The 16,937-nt window shown below is 46.5% G+C and carries 13 protein-coding genes, 2 tRNA genes and 1 other RNA gene; 10 read left to right on the top strand and 6 right to left on the bottom strand.

The window, feature by feature from the left end; genetic code table 11:
- Positions 1-614: 614 nt before the first annotated feature.
- On the bottom strand, positions 615-1,259 hold the full coding sequence (locus SAQUA_RS11030; protein ID WP_380673484.1) for a YchE family NAAT transporter: 645 nt from the start codon (positions 1,257-1,259) through the stop codon (positions 615-617).
- Positions 1,260-1,783: 524 nt separating this feature from the next.
- Here SAQUA_RS11030 and adhE point away from each other — a divergent pair.
- Together adhE and hns are read left to right on the top strand one after the other, a co-directional pair.
- Entirely contained in the window at positions 1,784-4,456 is a 2,673-nt protein-coding gene (adhE, locus tag SAQUA_RS11025) for a bifunctional acetaldehyde-CoA/alcohol dehydrogenase (protein ID WP_380673482.1), read from the top strand.
- A gap of 1,834 nt (positions 4,457-6,290) precedes the next feature.
- The gene (gene hns / locus SAQUA_RS11020; RefSeq protein ID WP_380673480.1) at positions 6,291-6,698 is read left to right on the top strand and encodes a histone-like nucleoid-structuring protein H-NS; all 408 of its coding nucleotides are present in this window, start codon (positions 6,291-6,293) and stop codon (positions 6,696-6,698) included.
- A gap of 166 nt (positions 6,699-6,864) precedes the next feature.
- On the opposite strand, the gene SAQUA_RS11015 is transcribed toward hns, so the two are convergent.
- The 5 genes from SAQUA_RS11015 to rssA form a co-directional block, all read right to left on the bottom strand.
- Entirely contained in the window at positions 6,865-7,872 is a 1,008-nt protein-coding gene (locus SAQUA_RS11015; RefSeq protein ID WP_380673478.1) for an NAD-dependent epimerase, read from the bottom strand.
- 9 nt (positions 7,873-7,881) lie between these two features.
- Complete coding sequence (locus SAQUA_RS11010) at positions 7,882-9,225, bottom strand: UDP-glucose dehydrogenase family protein (RefSeq protein ID WP_380673476.1); 1,344 nt, start codon at positions 9,223-9,225, stop codon at positions 7,882-7,884.
- A gap of 43 nt (positions 9,226-9,268) precedes the next feature.
- On the bottom strand, positions 9,269-10,186 hold the full coding sequence (gene galU / locus SAQUA_RS11005) for a UTP--glucose-1-phosphate uridylyltransferase GalU (RefSeq protein WP_380673474.1): 918 nt from the start codon (positions 10,184-10,186) through the stop codon (positions 9,269-9,271).
- A gap of 205 nt (positions 10,187-10,391) precedes the next feature.
- Positions 10,392-11,405: a two-component system response regulator RssB gene (rssB, locus tag SAQUA_RS11000; protein ID WP_380673643.1), complete on the bottom strand. Its 1,014-nt coding sequence runs from the start codon at positions 11,403-11,405 to the stop codon at positions 10,392-10,394.
- A gap of 104 nt (positions 11,406-11,509) precedes the next feature.
- Positions 11,510-12,418, bottom strand: a complete 909-nt coding sequence (gene rssA / locus SAQUA_RS10995) for a patatin-like phospholipase RssA (protein ID WP_380673472.1) — start codon at positions 12,416-12,418, stop codon at positions 11,510-11,512.
- 145 nt (positions 12,419-12,563) lie between these two features.
- On the opposite strand from rssA, the gene SAQUA_RS10990 reads away from it, so the two are divergent.
- The 8 genes from SAQUA_RS10990 to SAQUA_RS10955 all read left to right on the top strand — a co-directional run bounded on the left by SAQUA_RS10990 (position 12,564) and on the right by SAQUA_RS10955 (position 16,905).
- On the top strand, positions 12,564-13,025 hold the full coding sequence (locus SAQUA_RS10990; protein ID WP_380673470.1) for a YchJ family protein: 462 nt from the start codon (positions 12,564-12,566) through the stop codon (positions 13,023-13,025).
- Positions 13,026-13,209: 184 nt separating this feature from the next.
- Complete coding sequence (gene purU / locus SAQUA_RS10985; RefSeq protein ID WP_380673468.1) at positions 13,210-14,058, top strand: formyltetrahydrofolate deformylase; 849 nt, start codon at positions 13,210-13,212, stop codon at positions 14,056-14,058.
- 157 nt (positions 14,059-14,215) lie between these two features.
- A tRNA-Tyr gene (locus tag SAQUA_RS10980) sits at positions 14,216-14,300 on the top strand.
- Between the two features lie 139 nt (positions 14,301-14,439).
- A tRNA-Tyr gene (locus SAQUA_RS10975) sits at positions 14,440-14,524 on the top strand.
- Positions 14,525-14,567: 43 nt separating this feature from the next.
- Positions 14,568-14,693, top strand: a non-coding RNA gene (locus SAQUA_RS10970) — RtT sRNA.
- A gap of 292 nt (positions 14,694-14,985) precedes the next feature.
- Positions 14,986-15,558, top strand: coding sequence for a TIGR00730 family Rossman fold protein (locus tag SAQUA_RS10965; RefSeq protein ID WP_380673466.1), 573 nt, complete (start codon positions 14,986-14,988; stop codon positions 15,556-15,558).
- Positions 15,559-15,660: 102 nt separating this feature from the next.
- Positions 15,661-16,467, top strand: coding sequence for an exodeoxyribonuclease III (gene xthA, locus SAQUA_RS10960; RefSeq protein ID WP_380673464.1), 807 nt, complete (start codon positions 15,661-15,663; stop codon positions 16,465-16,467).
- A gap of 42 nt (positions 16,468-16,509) precedes the next feature.
- Entirely contained in the window at positions 16,510-16,905 is a 396-nt protein-coding gene (locus SAQUA_RS10955) for a pyrimidine (deoxy)nucleoside triphosphate diphosphatase (RefSeq protein ID WP_380673462.1), read from the top strand.
- Positions 16,906-16,937: the final 32 nt, after the last annotated feature.

Raw genomic sequence — 16,937 nt, 5'->3', positions numbered from 1 at the left:
AACGCTGAAAAAGACCTTCCTGAATTACGAGTCAGAAAAAAGACTAATTCCTGACTGAGCTGCCCGTAAATTAGCAGAAGTAAAAAGCCGTAGCCGATAAATTTTACGGAAATGTTAAGCATTTCACTTTTGTATCCCCGAGCATCACCACTCCCATGTTTAAATTTTTGCGAAAAAACACGCCAACAAAATGATTTAAAAAGATTTTAAAGGACTTAAAAAACAAAAGCCCTACCTAACTCTGACTCACTGCCAAACATCGCCAGAAAGAAACATTCAGTTAACAATCTGCATAGTTCAAAGAATAAACACCTACTAATGCTTCGTTACTCACTAATAACATCTGTAAGAATTTGATACAACCCCTACAGAATGAGGTGAATAAATTTGCAGCATTTGTTGGGTGCTCAAGGAAAAAACCGTAGGGAAAACGTGGTGAAAGTATCAAAAATAGCCGATAGAGACATTACTAAGCTGTAGAGGGATTTTTATACAGTTTAACGCTAAATATAAGGTAGCGGATGGGATATGTTCACTATTAAAGCGCTATCGGTAATAATTTAATAATTAAAAATATTTAGCCGCGAATGTTCTTATCCACGGCTTAGCTGCGGTTATAACAGGCCAGGGAATATAGCTTTAATTCCGGTTACAATAAACTCAATCCCTAACGCCATCAGTAACAACCCCATGATACGTGTGACAACGTTGATGCCGGTTTGGCCCAGTAAGCGTACCAATAAGGGAGCCGCGCGGAACAATAACCAGCAACAAAAGGCAAACACAGCAATAGCCAGGGTAAAACCTAACAGGTTTTGCCAGCTGTGATAGCGTGAACTCCAAACAATGGTTGAACTGATTGCGCCAGGGCCAGCCATCAATGGTAATGCCAAGGGTACAACCCCGATGCTTTCACGGATCGCACTCTCTGATTTTTCCTGCTTGTTCTGTTTGTCCTCCCCCAATTTGCCGCTGATCATCGACATGGCAATACTGACCACCAGAATTCCACCAGCAATACGGAACGAATCGATGGAGATGCCGAAGACACGCAGTATAACTTCTCCCAAGAACAGTGAGGTCCACAGGATAATAGCCACCGACAGGTTAGCCGTCAGGTTGGTTTTGTTACGCCCAGCCTCAGCCTGATAGCTGGTCATGCTGATAAATACCGGTAGAATTCCTACCGGATTTACCAGCGCAAACAAGCCAACAAAAAACTTGATATAGACGGAAAGATCCAACATCGATTGGCCCACAAAAAACTCCGCATTTAATAGCTGTAAAAGAGAGGCTGCTGATGCGCGCTAATGTAATAGAATTGCGCCGGGTAATCCATCCACCCATAGCATTTTTCCCCTACCCACAGCATTGTTACAAAATAATACTCTTTTGTTAATGTAACGTATAAACATTGCTGTTTTATGTGTGAAAGCACGAAAGCTAGTCATATTATTGAGAATGATTCTCAAAAACCCAAGCTGAAAGGTGTCAGCATGCATTTTTTATGATTTAAATCACATAATATCCACTCAGAAATAGTTAAGCTCTCAGTCGTCGCTAGAAGAGATAAGAATGTTAAAGATTAAGTAGCGGTGATTTCGTTCTACCTTTTGCCTACGATAGCTTCGGCAGTTGGTAAAGCTCTTTAAGTAAATCAGCAGTATGAGTTGCTAAATGTGGGGAACCACTGTTTTTAACAGACACCACCCTCCCCCCTGTCTATACTAGTTGCTCGAACGGCTTATTCACTGAAAGAGTTTAACATTATCAGGAGAGCATTATGGCTGTAACGAATGTCGCTGAATTGAACGAGCTGGTAGCGCGTGTCAAAAAAGCCCAGCGCGAGTATGCCAACTTCTCGCAAGAGCAAGTAGATAAAATTTTCCGCGCCGCCGCCCTCGCCGCTGCCGATGCACGTATTCCCCTGGCCAAGATGGCCGTTGAAGAATCAGGTATGGGGATCGTTGAAGATAAAGTCATCAAAAACCACTTCGCATCCGAATATATCTATAACGCTTATAAAGATGAGAAAACCTGCGGTATTCTCTCTGAAGACCAGACCTTCGGTACCATTACCATCGCTGAACCGATTGGCCTGATTTGTGGCATCGTTCCTACCACTAACCCAACTTCTACCGCTATTTTCAAAGCTCTTATCAGCTTGAAAACACGTAACGGTATCATTTTCTCCCCGCACCCGCGTGCCAAAAATGCCACCAATAAAGCGGCTGACATTGTTCTTCAGGCTGCTATCGCTGCAGGTGCACCAAAAGACATCGTGGGTTGGATCGATCAACCGACGGTTGATTTGTCAAATCAGTTAATGCACCACCCAGACATCAACCTGATCCTGGCGACCGGTGGTCCTGGTATGGTTAAGGCTGCGTACAGTTCTGGTAAGCCTGCAATTGGCGTAGGTGCCGGTAACACCCCAGTCGTTGTGGATGAAACCGCAGACATCAAGCGTGTTGTGGCTTCGATTCTGATGTCAAAAACCTTCGACAGTGGCGTAATTTGTGCTTCTGAGCAGTCGGTTATTGTTGTTGACTCAATTTATGATGCCGTTCGCGAGCGTTTCGCTTCCCACGGTGGCTATATGCTGCAGGGTAAAGAGCTGAAAGCCGTTCAAGACATCATTTTGAAAAATGGCGGCCTGAATGCAGCCATCGTTGGTCAGTCTGCGCCAAAAATCGCTGAAATGGCCGGTATCAAAGTGCCAGCCAATACCAAGATCCTGATCGGTGAAGTGAAACTGGTTGATGAATCAGAGCCATTTGCACACGAAAAACTGTCCCCTACCCTGGCTATGTACCGTGCAAAAAACTTTGAAGATGCCGTCAGCAAAGCAGAGAAACTGGTCGCCATGGGCGGTATCGGTCACACCTCTTGCCTGTACACCGACCAAGATAACCAGACTGAACGTGTCGAGTATTTCGGCGACAAAATGAAAACCGCACGTATCCTGATTAACACCCCTGCATCTCAGGGTGGTATCGGTGACCTGTACAACTTTAAACTCGCTCCTTCACTGACGCTGGGCTGCGGTTCATGGGGTGGTAACTCCATCTCTGAGAACGTCGGTCCAAAACACTTGATCAACAAGAAAACTGTAGCGAAGCGAGCAGAAAACATGTTGTGGCACAAACTTCCTAAATCTATCTACTTCCGCCGGGGCTCTCTGCCAATCGCGCTGGATGAGGTGGCTAGCGATGGGGCAAAACGCGCCTTTATCGTTACCGACCGCTACCTGTTCAATAACGGCTATGCCGATCAGATCACCAAGGTTCTGAAATCGCACGGTGTTGAAACCGAAGTGTTCTTTGAAGTTGAAGCTGACCCAACACTGAGCATCGTACGTAAAGGTGCCGAACAGATGAACTCCTTCAAACCAGATGTGATCATCGCACTTGGCGGCGGTTCACCAATGGATGCAGCGAAGATCATGTGGGTGCTGTACGAACACCCTGAAACCCATTTCGAAGATTTGGCACTGCGCTTTATGGACATCCGTAAACGTATCTACAAGTTCCCGAAAATGGGTGTGAAAGCGAAGATGATCGCTGTCACCACTACTTCAGGTACCGGTTCAGAAGTGACTCCGTTTGCGGTTGTTACCGATGACGCCACCGGCCAGAAATATCCACTGGCAGACTATGCTCTGACACCGGACATGGCAATTGTCGATGCCAACCTGGTGATGAACATGCCAAAATCCCTGTGCGCCTTTGGCGGCCTGGATGCGGTAACTCACGCTCTGGAAGCTTATGTTTCTGTGCTGGCAAACGAATACTCTGACGGTCAGGCACTACAAGCCCTGAAATTGCTGAAAGAATATCTGCCAACCAGCTATAAAGAAGGCGCAAAAAACCCGGTTGCCCGTGAGCGTGTACACAACGCTGCTACAATCGCCGGTATTGCGTTTGCTAACGCCTTCCTGGGCGTATGTCACTCAATGGCCCACAAACTGGGTTCAGAGTTCCATATCCCGCACGGTCTGGCTAACGCGATGTTGATCTCTAACGTTATCCGTTATAACGCCAACGACAACCCGACCAAGCAGACTGCATTCAGCCAGTATGACCGTCCACAGGCGCGTCGTCGCTACGCAGAGGTCGCTGACCACTTGGGCCTGAGTGCTGCCGGTGACCGTACAGCTCAGAAGATCGAGAAACTGCTGAAATGGCTGGATGAAATCAAAGCAGAGCTGGGTATCCCTGCCTCTATCCGCGAAGCCGGTGTACTAGAAGCTGACTTCCTGGCGAAAGTCGACAAACTGTCTGAAGACGCGTTTGATGATCAATGTACTGGTGCTAACCCGCGTTACCCACTGATTTCTGAACTCAAGCAAATCTTGTTGGATACCTTCTACGGCCGTGAATTCAGCGAAGCCACAGAAGAAGCTGAGGTAGCAGCCCCGGTTGCAACCAAAGTTGAAAAAAAGTCCAAGAAGTAAGCGTTAACTGAGTTGACGAAACAGCCGTAAGGCACAATGTTTGTCATCTAAGCAATTAAGATGGCCGCAACGGATAACGTTGCGGCCATCTTTTTTTCTGCTGGTGGTAAATATCCCTTTAATAACGGATTGCCCTTTGTTATTTGCAGCATTTCATTTGTAACCACCTAGTATTTTCACATTAGGCAGTTTCCCTTCCCGTGGTGCCGTCGCAGCCCCAAAAGCCCGTTATTGAGGCGAAGTGCGTAGGACATAGCGTGCCTCTGTTCAATTCAGACAACGCAGAGAACGGGCGTTTGGAGCTCGCTCCGTAGGGCTGGGGCCATTTACATGCATTGCTGTGTTATTCACCGCTTATTTGGACCAAACCTCACGCCTTGCTCTGTGTGCGGATGACCGCCAGCGGCACTCGCGTGCAATTGAGAGACGCAGCTCAGTACTATCCTATTGAAGGTTTCGGCGAGCGTGTCTGGGGATAGATATCCTGCTTAGGCGGATTTAAGCTGTAAGAACATCCTTCACCTGAACCCTTCCCCATCTTTCACCATCAGACCCGAAGTAACGGATGTTTGGGTTATGACATAAAAGCGGTTCTTACGGGCCCCCTGCTCGATTCAGATTGCAACCTATAGTATCTCATCCATATTGCCGAAAAACGCGTTAGAGGCCTTTCTATACTCAGTATCTCATAAGTAGTGGCCTTGACTCAGTAGGCCTGCTGTTGGCATTTAAGTGGGGGACTCGGCACAAACTTTAGAATCTAAACCAGGGGTTTTACCTCAGCTTTTTTTACTTTCTGGCAATGCTTGTGACATTAAAATCCGTAACGCTTATTACCTTTCATGACTAGTAGCACCATTACATGTTGAACGTCGCTTTGGGATCGTCAGCCAACAACTGACAACAGGTTTCTTTACAGCCACAATGCTAAAGGGTTTCCAAATCTATCTGTTTTTCTACCCTCATTGGAAATAGTGAGTACCGATTAATAATTTCACTAGAGAGCCACCCACTTAATCAATAAAGCAACACGGTAATACCCACTCGCTCAACAACATTCCGTAACACTTCAACGCTTTCAACTCGCATGTAAGCCTAAGTCAGGCCGCAGTGGACTAATGATTTCCGCCCGCTAAGTAAATACCCCTACCTTGATATGTACATTTAGTCTACTCATTGGCCAAACTTACGTCTATTTACAAAACTCACTGGTTTTTCATCCGTTATTAATTAATGCCATTGATTAACTAAACTCATTAATAGCTATACTTTTCATACTCACATTGCTGATGTGTCCGTTGAGCGGCCTCCACCACGTAGTTATCCCCATGCAGGGTTGATCTAGGACTTATCCTTAACGAAACAGAAATTATTTTGAGTATAAGCCGAAGGTGCCTCAGGCAGCTCGAGGCTGCAGACATTACCAAATAGGTATTAAAAGCGTTTTAGGTATCAACAACAGTGTTAATTGAAATGTTTAACAACCATGCCAAGCATGGCAGCTATCTTTACCCTTACATTTTTTACAATCTTTGTGCATCTACTGGAGTGATAAAAGCCGCAAATCTGTCGGTATACTGTTGTTGAACCTAATTATAACGAGTCAATCAAATGCATTTTAACTCGACGAGCACGACAGCACCTGTTGAAAATTTGACTTAAAAGCATGTAGAGTAATAGCAAGACTCACGGGATTTATTACTCGGACGTTTCTCAGTATAGGTTTTTAAAAAGGTAAATTTAGTGACTCTTGTTGATTTGGCTATTGCAGAAAAGAAAAGAGCACTCTATTATTATCCAGACGCCCCCACTAATATAATTTGAGACTAGGACAATGAGCGAAGCATTAAAGATTTTGAACAACATCCGTACTCTGCGTGCACAGGCTAGAGAATGCAGTCTGGAAACGTTAGAAGAGATGCTTGAGAAGTTGGAAGTTGTTGTTAACGAACGCCGTGAAGAAGACAGCCAAGCGCAAGCGGAAATTGAAGAGCGTACTCGTAAACTGCAACAATACCGTGAAATGCTGATTGCAGATGGTATCGATCCGAACGAACTGCTGCAAACTATGGCTGCAAGTAAAACTGCAGGTAAAGCAAAGCGCGCAGCACGTCCGGCTAAATACCATTATAAAGATGAAAACGGCGAAATGAAAACCTGGACCGGCCAGGGCCGTACACCGGCAGTAATTAAAAAAGCTATCGAAGAGCAAGGCAAATCCCTGGATGATTTCCTGCTGTAATAGTTTTTCAGATTACGTCATAAGGCTCCCCTCGGGAGCCTTATGTTTTCTGATGGTACCAGCGTTTCACTCCCCGCTTTTTGTTCTACGGTATAATCAGCCATAGACTGCCAGAAAAAGAAAAGAGGCCGAAGCCCCTTTATAAAGCATGTTTTATCATCCATTACTAAACTTTATAAAAAGCTTTGTACCACTGAACAAACATCTTGACGCCTTCAGTTACGCTGGTTTCAGGTTTAAAGGCAATCGCCTGATAAAGCTCTTCAGTATCCGCACTGGTGTCCATGACATCGCCGGGTTGCAACGGCATCATATTTTTACGCGCGGTGATACCTAAAGCTTCTTCCAAGGCTCGAATATATTCCATTAACTTAACAGGGCTACTATTCCCGATATTATAAACATGATAAGGCGCAGAACTGGTTGCAGGCGAACCTTTTTCAACCGTCCAATTGGCATCCGGTTGGGGAACAATCGCCTGCAAACGCACAACCGCCTCTGTAATATCATCAATGTAGGTAAAATCACGGTACATCTCACCATGGTTATATACATCAATGCTCTCACCTGCCAATATCGCCTTAGTGAATTTAAACAGTGCCATGTCAGGACGCCCCCAAGGGCCGTACACCGTAAAAAACCGTAACCCTGTGGTAGGGAGACCATATAAATGCGAATAACTGTGAGACATCAGCTCATTGGCTTTTTTGGTCGCTGCATACAACGATATGGGATGGTCCACCGAGTCTTCTGTTGAAAAAGGAAGCTTGCGATTAAGGCCATAAACAGAGCTAGATGATGCATATAGCAGATGACCGACTTTATTATGTCGACACCCCTCAAGGATATTTAAGTGACCAATCAGGTTTGAATCAGCATAGGCCAGGGGATGATCCAAGGAGTAACGTACCCCGGCTTGAGCACCAAGGTGAATGACACGCTCAAATTGATGTTCAACAAACAGCTCGGCAATACCGCTGCGATCAGCCAAGTCTAACTTAACGAACCGAAACGCCGATTTTTCAAGCAATAAGTCGAGTCGTGCTTGCTTAAGGCTGACATCATAGTAGCCATTCAGGTTGTCGAGACCGACAACCTGGTGTCCTAAGGCTAACAAACGCTCCGTTACGTGATAACCAATAAATCCTGCAGCGCCTGTAACCAGGAATTTCATGCTCACCTCTTAAATAACTGGCTTAATCGATGCACCACGGCCAATGCCATAATAAGTGAAACCACGCGCTTGCAGGCGTTCCGGATCAAACAGATTACGGCCGTCAAAAATCACTGGCTGCTTCAGCGCTTGTTTCATGACGTCAAAATCAGGCGCACGGAAATTCTGCCATTCAGTACAGATAACCAACGCATCAGCACCCTGCAACGCCGCCTCTTTGGTGCCCATCAGCTTCAGATCGGCGCGATGACCGTAAATTCGCTGCGCTTCGGCCATTGCCTCAGGGTCGTAGGCCTGCACAGATGCACCTAACTCCCAGAGCGTCTCCATCAGTACGCGGCTGGAAGCTTCGCGCATGTCATCGGTATTAGGCTTGAACGCAAGGCCCCATAGAGCAAAAGTTTTACCTTTAACATCATTTCCATAATGCTGTTGAATGAACTGCGTCAGTTTATATTTCTGCTGAGAGTTCACCTGCTCTACTGCCTGCAGTAATTTGGGCTGATAGCCAATATGCTCAGCCGTGCGGATAAGCGCCTGAACATCTTTCGGGAAACATGAACCGCCATAACCGCACCCTGGATAAATAAAGTGATATCCAATGCGAGAATCAGAGCCGATACCTTGGCGTACTTTTTCGATGTCAGCTCCCAACATTTCTGCCAGATTGGAAATTTCGTTCATAAAGCTGATTTTTGTTGCCAGCATACAGTTAGCCGCATATTTGGTCAGCTCTGCACTGCGGATATCCATCAGGATCATTCGGTCATGATTGCGGTTGAACGGCTCATACAGTTCGCGGAGCTGTTCAATGACTTCCTTGTTATCGGTACCGAGAACGATGCGCTCAGGGCGCATACAGTCGGCAACAGCTGCACCTTCTTTCAGGAACTCGGGGTTTGAAACCACATCAAAAGTTACGTTGCTACCACGTTTACGCAAGGTTTCAGTCATGACCTCCCGCACTTTATCTGCGGTACCAACCGGTACGGTTGATTTATCGATTACCACTTTGTGCTCAGTCATGTATTCAGCGATGGTTCGCGCTACAGCAGTCACATACTTGAGATCGGCTGAACCATCTTCATCCGGCGGCGTACCTACTGCAATAAACTGGATTGTGCCATGCGCAACGCCAGCCTTAGCATCGGTGGTGAAATGCAGACGCCCAGCCTCAAAGTTTTGCTTTACCAAGGGTGCCAGACCTGGTTCAAAGATGGGAATATTCCCTTTTTTTAGGTTTTCAACCTTATTCTCATCAATGTCGATACACATGACATCATGACCAACCTCTGCCAAAACAGCAGCCTGCACTAGGCCAACATAGCCAATACCGAAAACTGTTACTTTCATCCGCAAAATCCTATTTTTTTAAATTTAACCAAAATTTGCCAAACTATTTCTGCTCTTCAGCCAACAAGCGCTTTAGCCAAACTGAAAATTCTTTCCCCAAACTGGCATGCCGCAAACTGTACTCAACGAAAGCCTGCATGTAGCCCAGTTTATTACCGCAATCATGACTTATGCCTTTGAGGTGGTAAGCCTCAACAGGCTCAATCTTCATCAACATATCGATGGCATCAGTAAGTTGAATCTCGTCCCCGGCACCTGGGGGTGTTTTTGCCAATAGTGCCCAGATATTAGCAGAAAGTACATATCGCCCAACAATGGCCAGGTTTGATGGTGCCTCTTCCGGCGACGGTTTTTCTACAACGCCAACCATTTCCGCGCTCTCACCGGGCTGCAGTAAGCATCCCTGGCAATCAGCCACACCATAGTTTCCTACATTATCAAGAGGTACCGGTTCAACCATGATCTGGCTGATACCAGACTGCTCGAAACGCTGCAACATTTCGCGCAGGTTATCTTTTTTCAGATCGGCGCTGTACTCTGCGATAATAACGTCTGGTAACACAACGGCAATCGGCTCATCACCCACCAGCGGGTGAGCACACAGGATGGCATGACCAAGGCCTTTGGCAACGCCCTGTCGCACTTGCATCACCGTTACCCCTTTCGGGCAAATGGATTGTATTTCATCCAACAGTTGACGCTTCACTCGCTTTTCAAGCATCGCCTCCAGTTCAAAGCTGGTATCAAAATGATTCTCGATAGAGTTTTTAGAGGAATGGGTAACCAAGATGATTTCATTGATCCCTGCAGAGATACACTCATTTACCACATACTGAATCAATGGCTTATCGACCAGCGGCAACATCTCTTTCGGAATAGCTTTAGTCGCAGGTAACATCCGTGTCCCTAAGCCTGCTACAGGGATAACCGCTTTTCGGACTTTACGATTTAAAGCAGACATATTTCCTCCGAACACTAACGAGCTCAAATTATGAGCTTAACCTGCCATACAAATAAACCTGCGAAGTATACCAGTTTAAGCCTGCCGAGCATTACTCCAAATACAATTAGTAATAAATTAAGACTATTGCCCAAAAGAGGAATTCTGACGTTAAATAGGCGTGTTCGGTAGCTGTAAATGGCCTTAAAGGTGATTAATTGATGTTTTATTCGGCACTCAGCATCAGACGTAACCGGCCCCCCCGTCCCCATACTTGGCATTGCCAGGCCTCACAACGCTGACTAATCTGATTCATGTAAGTCGTGTTAAGGGTCCCTAACGGCACGCCATTACTTAATTGAATTTGTTTATCTTCTGTATTTACATTGGCATGCAAACCGGCAGAAACCAGAACCAAGTTTTTATATTCCGCATGATAGTAACCCACGAGCAATGGAAATTGCCCCTCAAGCCTTCCCTGACGTAATAATTGGTTAACTTGCTTTAACAATGCTGACATTTGCGGCAGGCGATGTTGTTGATTGGCTAAATGCTCTTGCAGTAGCCCATTGAATAATGCGCGTAATAACAATGCAGCCATTACGCCATTTTCACCCGCCTGAGTAACATCCAAACAATAAAACGCGAGATCTTTATCCGATAGCGCTGCAATATCCAGCACTAACCCAGGATTTTCACTGGTAGTGAGTTGACGATAATTAATACGACAACCCGCAACTATCTGCTGTACCGGGGGCTGTAACTGCTTGACTAACCTCACCGCTTCCGAAGGGTTTTGGCTCAAGGCATCCCAATCCTGGATCAACTCAGCCTCTTCAATCGCCTGAGAAGTAAACATATTCGGATAGAGGCAGGCCAGGACGGTCTCACGTAAGCGGTTCAAATCGGTAATCGGTTTTAATAATACATCCTGTACACCTAGCCGTAAGACCTTGGCGATATCAGCCATTTTATCAGTGGCCGAGATAACAAGTATTGGGACTTGTACTCCTTGAAGACGAAGATGCGCAACAAACTCGATGCCATCCATCTCTGGCATTGCGATATCGCAAAGGATAAGGTCAGGATCAACCTCATCGACTGCAATCAGTCCTAATAAACCATTAGAAGCTTCAGTGGTCTGTGCTCCTAGCGATTCGAGATAGCCGACAAGCACAGAACGGAAGACCGGTTCGTCTTCTACGATTAAGATGCGCTTGTTGAACAGTGGTTGTACCATCGGCCAAGCCTCTTCCCTAGTGATGATGTAATAGTGGCTCATTATGGTTATTTGTGCTTGCCGAAAATGCCTTTTCAGCATCGTTCTTTCCTAAGAGCCGGTAATTATTTATTTTTTATTAGTGGTGCCAGGATATCTATTTGTTTCTCGACGGCCAATCGCCCAGCTTCAATAGCCTCGCTGGCGCGATGAAAATCCAGTGTAGATATTTGTGGGCAATAGGGCTGTATCAGCACATCTGGCGGATCGCTGGCCATACGAGATCTTTTCACTCGATTCTCTAACATCTGAATAGATGTGCTCATAACCTCCATTGCCGTGGGGGTGAAATTGACTTTCTTGAGCATAATCCTATTGATGCGTTCCCGCATACGCTCGCGCCAGTTCCCAACATCAATGTTATCTACTTCAACCTCTGCTATGTCGCTGGGCACTGAAAACAAATCCTGTTGCATTAAGTGTGCATCATGTTGTAAATCGACAGCAATAACAATATCCGCCCCCATCGCCCTCGCCAATGAGATAGGAACCGGGTTCACCAAGGCGCCATCAACCAGCCAATAGCCTTCAAACCATACGGGAGCCAGTAGACCAGGCATACTGCAGGAAGCGCGAATTGCCTGATGGATATCCCCTTTTGTCATCCACAGTTCACGGCCGGTACTGAGATTTGTGGTGACTGCACCGAATTTAAGCGAGCAATCAGCGAAGTCGTCAAACTTCAACAATTGAGCAACAGCATTGAAGACACGCTCTCCCCGTAAAAGCCCACCACGTTGCCAAGTGAGATCCATCAGTTTAATCACGTCCCAATAGCCGAATGAGCGTACCCAATGCTCAAGAGTAGGTAACCGATGACTGGCAAACGCGGCCCCAACCAGTGCCCCCACTGAGCAACCAGCCACAATATCTGCCTCAATACCCAGCTTTCGCAGTGCATTGAGTACACCAATGTGGGCCCAACCTTTGGCGGCACCTGCACCTAGTGCTATTCCGATTTTAACTTTTCTCATTCTTGCCTATCCTTTGCCCGATGATTTTTCAGCCCCAATCTTAGGCTACATTGCCACTGGTGAATGATGTTAGGTAACATAGATGCAATATTGATTTTAGCTTCTATTTTACATTGTACGAACTAACCAATTTGAGGCGTTATTTTTGACTAATCTATGCCCTTGCAGTAGTGGACTTAGCTACAAATCGTGCTGTGAGCCTTACATAAAGGGGATAAAGCACGCTTTGTCTCCAGGCCTGCTTATGAGATCCAGATATACTGCCTATGTCAAACAAGACGTGGACTATCTTATTTCGACTTGGCACCCTGATTGCAAAGCGAGTGACTGGCGAAGTGAAATTATCGGTAGTTTTAGCGGCACAGCATGGCTTGGGTTAACGATCATAGAAGAAACTGCAGGTAATAGCTCGGATGAAGGTTTTGTCGAATTCATCGCCCGTTTCAACGATGGTGATCCCAAGCATAAGGCTATTCATGAACGTTCACGCTTTCTTCGAATTGAGCAACGCTGGTACTATGTTGATGGAACCAAGCCCCAACCGGGAAGGAATGCCATTTGCCCATGCGGCTCAGGCAGTAAATATAAAAAGTGTTGCGGGCAATAAGCCTGCAAATTAATAGCCTATCCCAATAGGCGTAATTGTTGCAGCCAGTTTGGACACGGACAGCACGGAAGAGCCGCAGCGTACACCAAGTACGTAAGGATTTTGAACTCTGCCCAAGTTAGAAGTGGCACATAGAATAGCAGATTGGGATAGGCTCAAAGTATCAGACAGGATCCACACACTCATGCCACACCAAAATGTACAAAGAAAAATTTTACGCACCATCTGTCCTGACGCCAAAGGGCTGATCGCCAAGATCACCAATATCTGTTACAAGCATGAACTGAACATTGTTCAGAACAACGAATTTGTCGATCACCTTACCGGACGTTTCTTTATGCGCACCGAGCTGGAGGGGATCTTCAATGACGCAACGTTGTTGGCCGATCTTGATGGCGCTTTGCCAACGGGCTCAGTCCGCGAACTGCACAGTGCTGGCCGCCGCCGTATCGTTGTACTGGTGACCAAAGAAGCGCATTGTCTGGGCGATTTACTGATGAAAAGCGCCTATGGCGGCCTGGATGTCGAAATTGCTGCCGTTATTGGTAACCACACAACGCTACAGACGCTGGTAGAACGTTTTGATATTCCTTTCCATCTTGTCAGCCACGAGGGACTAACCCGCGAACAACACGATCTCAAAATGATTGCACAGATCGACCAATACCTACCGGACTATGTTGTCCTTGCCAAATACATGCGTGTGCTCACCCCGGCTTTCGTACAGCATTACCCGAACCAGGTTATCAACATTCATCACTCATTCCTGCCAGCATTTATAGGTGCTCGCCCTTATCATCAGGCTTATGAACGTGGCGTGAAGATCATTGGCGCTACGGCGCATTATGTAAACGATAGCCTGGATGAAGGCCCAATCATTATGCAAGACGTTATCCATGTTGATCATACCTACTCTGCGGATGATATGATGCGCGCCGGTCGCGACGTTGAGAAGAACGTTCTCAGCCGCGCACTCTATCATGTACTTGCGCAACGGGTTTTCGTATATGGTAATCGCACAGTGATCCTGTAATTGTTTAGCAATACGGTGTCTTTCGTTCACGGAAGCACCGTCGAGAATAAAAAAACGGCAAACAATTCATTTTCTGCGTATCAATACTTTACACATGCGCTTCATTTGATATGATGCGCCCCGCTTAGCAAGACAGTTATTTGCAAGCAAGGCTATTGGTGGGATTCCCGAGCGGCCAAAGGGAGCAGACTGTAAATCTGCCGTCACAGACTTCGAAGGTTCGAATCCTTCTCCCACCACCAAATTAGACCTTAAATTTTGGGTCACACCAAACGGTAATGTTGATGTAGTTGCCATTTGGGAAAAGTAAAAATCCTAGCAATGTCTTACTGCTAGACTTTAACGAGATTTTGTAAAAAATTATCAACCCATGATTACAATGGTGGGGTTCCCGAGCGGCCAAAGGGAGCAGACTGTAAATCTGCCGTCACAGACTTCGAAGGTTCGAATCCTTCCCCCACCACCAAATTAGACCTTAGTAATAAGCTAATACCAGCAAACTCAGCAACATTGAGCCATGTTGGGGAAGGTGAGAACCTTCGACAAGGTTCGAGTTGAGCGCAGCGAAACAACGCGCTTCAGCGCGGCCCGAAGGGTAAGGAACGTAGTGACGAATAATCCTTCCCCCACCACCAATTTAGACCTCAGTAATAAGCTAATACCAGCAAAGTCAGCAACATTGAGCCATGTTGGGGAAGGTGAGAACCTTCGACAAGCCTAGAATCAAGCATTAAACATCCCTGAACATCCCCTACCTTTTTCAACCCTGACAACTACGTAGCATCAAACTTCGAAAGCGTGACTGTAAAATGAAGTCATTTTTTTCAGTGAGTATGCACCTGTGGCTTAATCTATCCCCACATCTATTGAACTCCTGCGAACAATTCGCTATACCACTGACTTCTTTAATGCAGTAAGGAAAAGTGCATGCGTAATAATATTTGCGTCTTCTGTGGCGCCAGCGAAGGTAATAATCCGGCTTATGTCGAGAATGCGCGTCAACTAGGGCACACCATTGCCGCTCAAGGGAGGCGTTTAGTCTATGGTGGTGGTAAGAAAGGTTTGATGGGGGTTGTCGCCGATGCAGTGCTTGAGGGCGGCGGTGAGGCCATAGGCGTTATCCCTCAGCGCTTGGTTGAAGCAGAAACGGCGCATCGTGGTTTGACCACATTGGAAGTTGTTGACGACATGCATACTCGCAAGGCGCGGATGGCTGAGCTGGCCGATGGGTTTATTGCGTTACCAGGGGGTATTGGTACCTTGGAAGAGCTGTTCGAGATCTGGACCTGGGGACAGATCGGCTATCACAGCAAACCAGTTGGTTTATTGGATGTAAACGGTTTTTACCTCCCGTTGAGCCAATTCCTTAAGCATGTTGCCGATCAAGGTTTCATGCGTCACGATTACCTTAACACCCTACATATTAGTGATTCACCACTGGCGTTGATGCAGCAGTTCGACGATTATCAGCCTAAAAATTACGATCGCTGGGCAAAATAATTCCGCCCCAGCCAGCGGCATCAGGCCGCTGGTCTGCGTTACATTTCAGGCAGAACTCTGCTAATATCTGAGCACATTTTTCTGGTAAAAACGGCTGAACCCATGAAGTTTGTCTCTTTTAATATCAATGGACTACGCGCACGTCCTCATCAATTGGCCGCGATTATTGAACAGCATCAACCCGATGTAATTGGACTGCAGGAAACTAAAGTTCATGATGATATGTTTCCCCTTGAAGAGGTGAGTGCACATGGTTACCACGTATTTTATCATGGGCAAAAAGGCCACTACGGTGTGGCGCTGCTGACTAAAGCAGAACCTCTTGCAGTACGCCGTGGTTTCCCAACTGACGAAGAAGATGCGCAACGCCGTATCATTATGGCCGATTTGGCAACGCCGCTGGGAACTCTGACAGTCATTAATGGCTACTTCCCTCAAGGTGAAAGCCGCGAACACCCTATTAAATTCCCGGCCAAAAGCCGCTTCTATCAAGATCTGCAAAATTATCTGGAACAACAACTTTCTGTAGATTCCCCGGTATTGATCATGGGCGACATGAACATTAGTCCTAGCGATTTTGATATCGGTATTGGTGAAGAGAACCGCAAGAGATGGCTGCGTACAGGTAAATGCTCGTTTCTTCCAGAAGAGCGAGAATGGATGAAACGTCTTATGGATTGGGGGCTGGTAGACACCTATCGCCATGCTAATCCAGAGCGCAACGATGAATTCTCCTGGTTTGACTATCGTTCGCGTGGTTTTGATGAGAATCGTGGCCTACGTATCGATCTTCTTCTGGCCAGCACACCATTGGCCGAACGCTGCAAAGCTACCGGTATTGATTACCAGATCCGTGGGATGGAGAAACCTTCAGATCATGCGCCAGTCTGGGCCGAATTTGTTTTGTAATTTACTCGCCCCGGTCGATTCCGGGGTATTGATGCTCCACTAATGAAAATCATTGATGTTGTCGCTGCCATTATCGAAAAAGATGGCAAGATCCTGATTGCACAGCGCGATAATAACAGCGATCAAGCTGGCCTCTGGGAATTCCCTGGTGGTAAAGTCGATGCGCATGAAAGCCAACAGCAGGCTCTTGCGCGCGAGCTTCTGGAGGAGTTGGGCATTGTTGCCAATGTGGGAAGTTACGTAGCCAGTAATGAGTGGCAACAAAGTGAGAGGATTATTCGCTTACATGCCTGGCGCGTTGAAACTTTCAGTGGCGACTTGCAGTTGCACTGCCATTCAGCATTTATCTGGATAACACCACAGCAAGCCAGAGATTATCCACTAGCACCAGCAGATGTGCCGCTACTGGAAAGCTACCTTATCTCGTTATCCGCATAGGGGCTGTCATTAGCCCCTTAACTAAATATTCA

This window comes from Serratia aquatilis, assembly GCF_044865145.1.
Taxonomy (GTDB): Bacteria; Pseudomonadota; Gammaproteobacteria; order Enterobacterales; family Enterobacteriaceae; genus Chania; species Chania aquatilis.
This window is presented reverse-complemented; position numbering and strand designations above follow the sequence as displayed.

Coding starts and splice junctions, on each gene's coding strand:
- adhE (WP_380673482.1), top strand. CDS start 1,784: ATGGCTGTAACGAATGTCGCTGAATTGAACGAGCTGGTAGCGCGTGTC.
- hns (WP_380673480.1), top strand. CDS start 6,291: ATGAGCGAAGCATTAAAGATTTTGAACAACATCCGTACTCTGCGTGCA.
- SAQUA_RS11015 (WP_380673478.1), bottom strand. CDS start 7,872: ATGAAATTCCTGGTTACAGGCGCTGCAGGATTTATTGGTTATCACGTA.
- SAQUA_RS11010 (WP_380673476.1), bottom strand. CDS start 9,225: ATGAAAGTAACAGTTTTCGGTATTGGCTATGTTGGCCTAGTGCAGGCT.
- galU (WP_380673474.1), bottom strand. CDS start 10,186: ATGTCTGCTTTAAATCGTAAAGTCCGAAAAGCGGTTATCCCTGTAGCA.
- rssB (WP_380673643.1), bottom strand. CDS start 11,405: ATGGTACAACCACTGTTCAACAAGCGCATCTTAATCGTAGAAGACGAA.
- rssA (WP_380673472.1), bottom strand. CDS start 12,418: ATGAGAAAAGTTAAAATCGGAATAGCACTAGGTGCAGGTGCCGCCAAA.
- purU (WP_380673468.1), top strand. CDS start 13,210: ATGCCACACCAAAATGTACAAAGAAAAATTTTACGCACCATCTGTCCT.
- SAQUA_RS10965 (WP_380673466.1), top strand. CDS start 14,986: ATGCGTAATAATATTTGCGTCTTCTGTGGCGCCAGCGAAGGTAATAAT.
- xthA (WP_380673464.1), top strand. CDS start 15,661: ATGAAGTTTGTCTCTTTTAATATCAATGGACTACGCGCACGTCCTCAT.
- SAQUA_RS10955 (WP_380673462.1), top strand. CDS start 16,510: ATGAAAATCATTGATGTTGTCGCTGCCATTATCGAAAAAGATGGCAAG.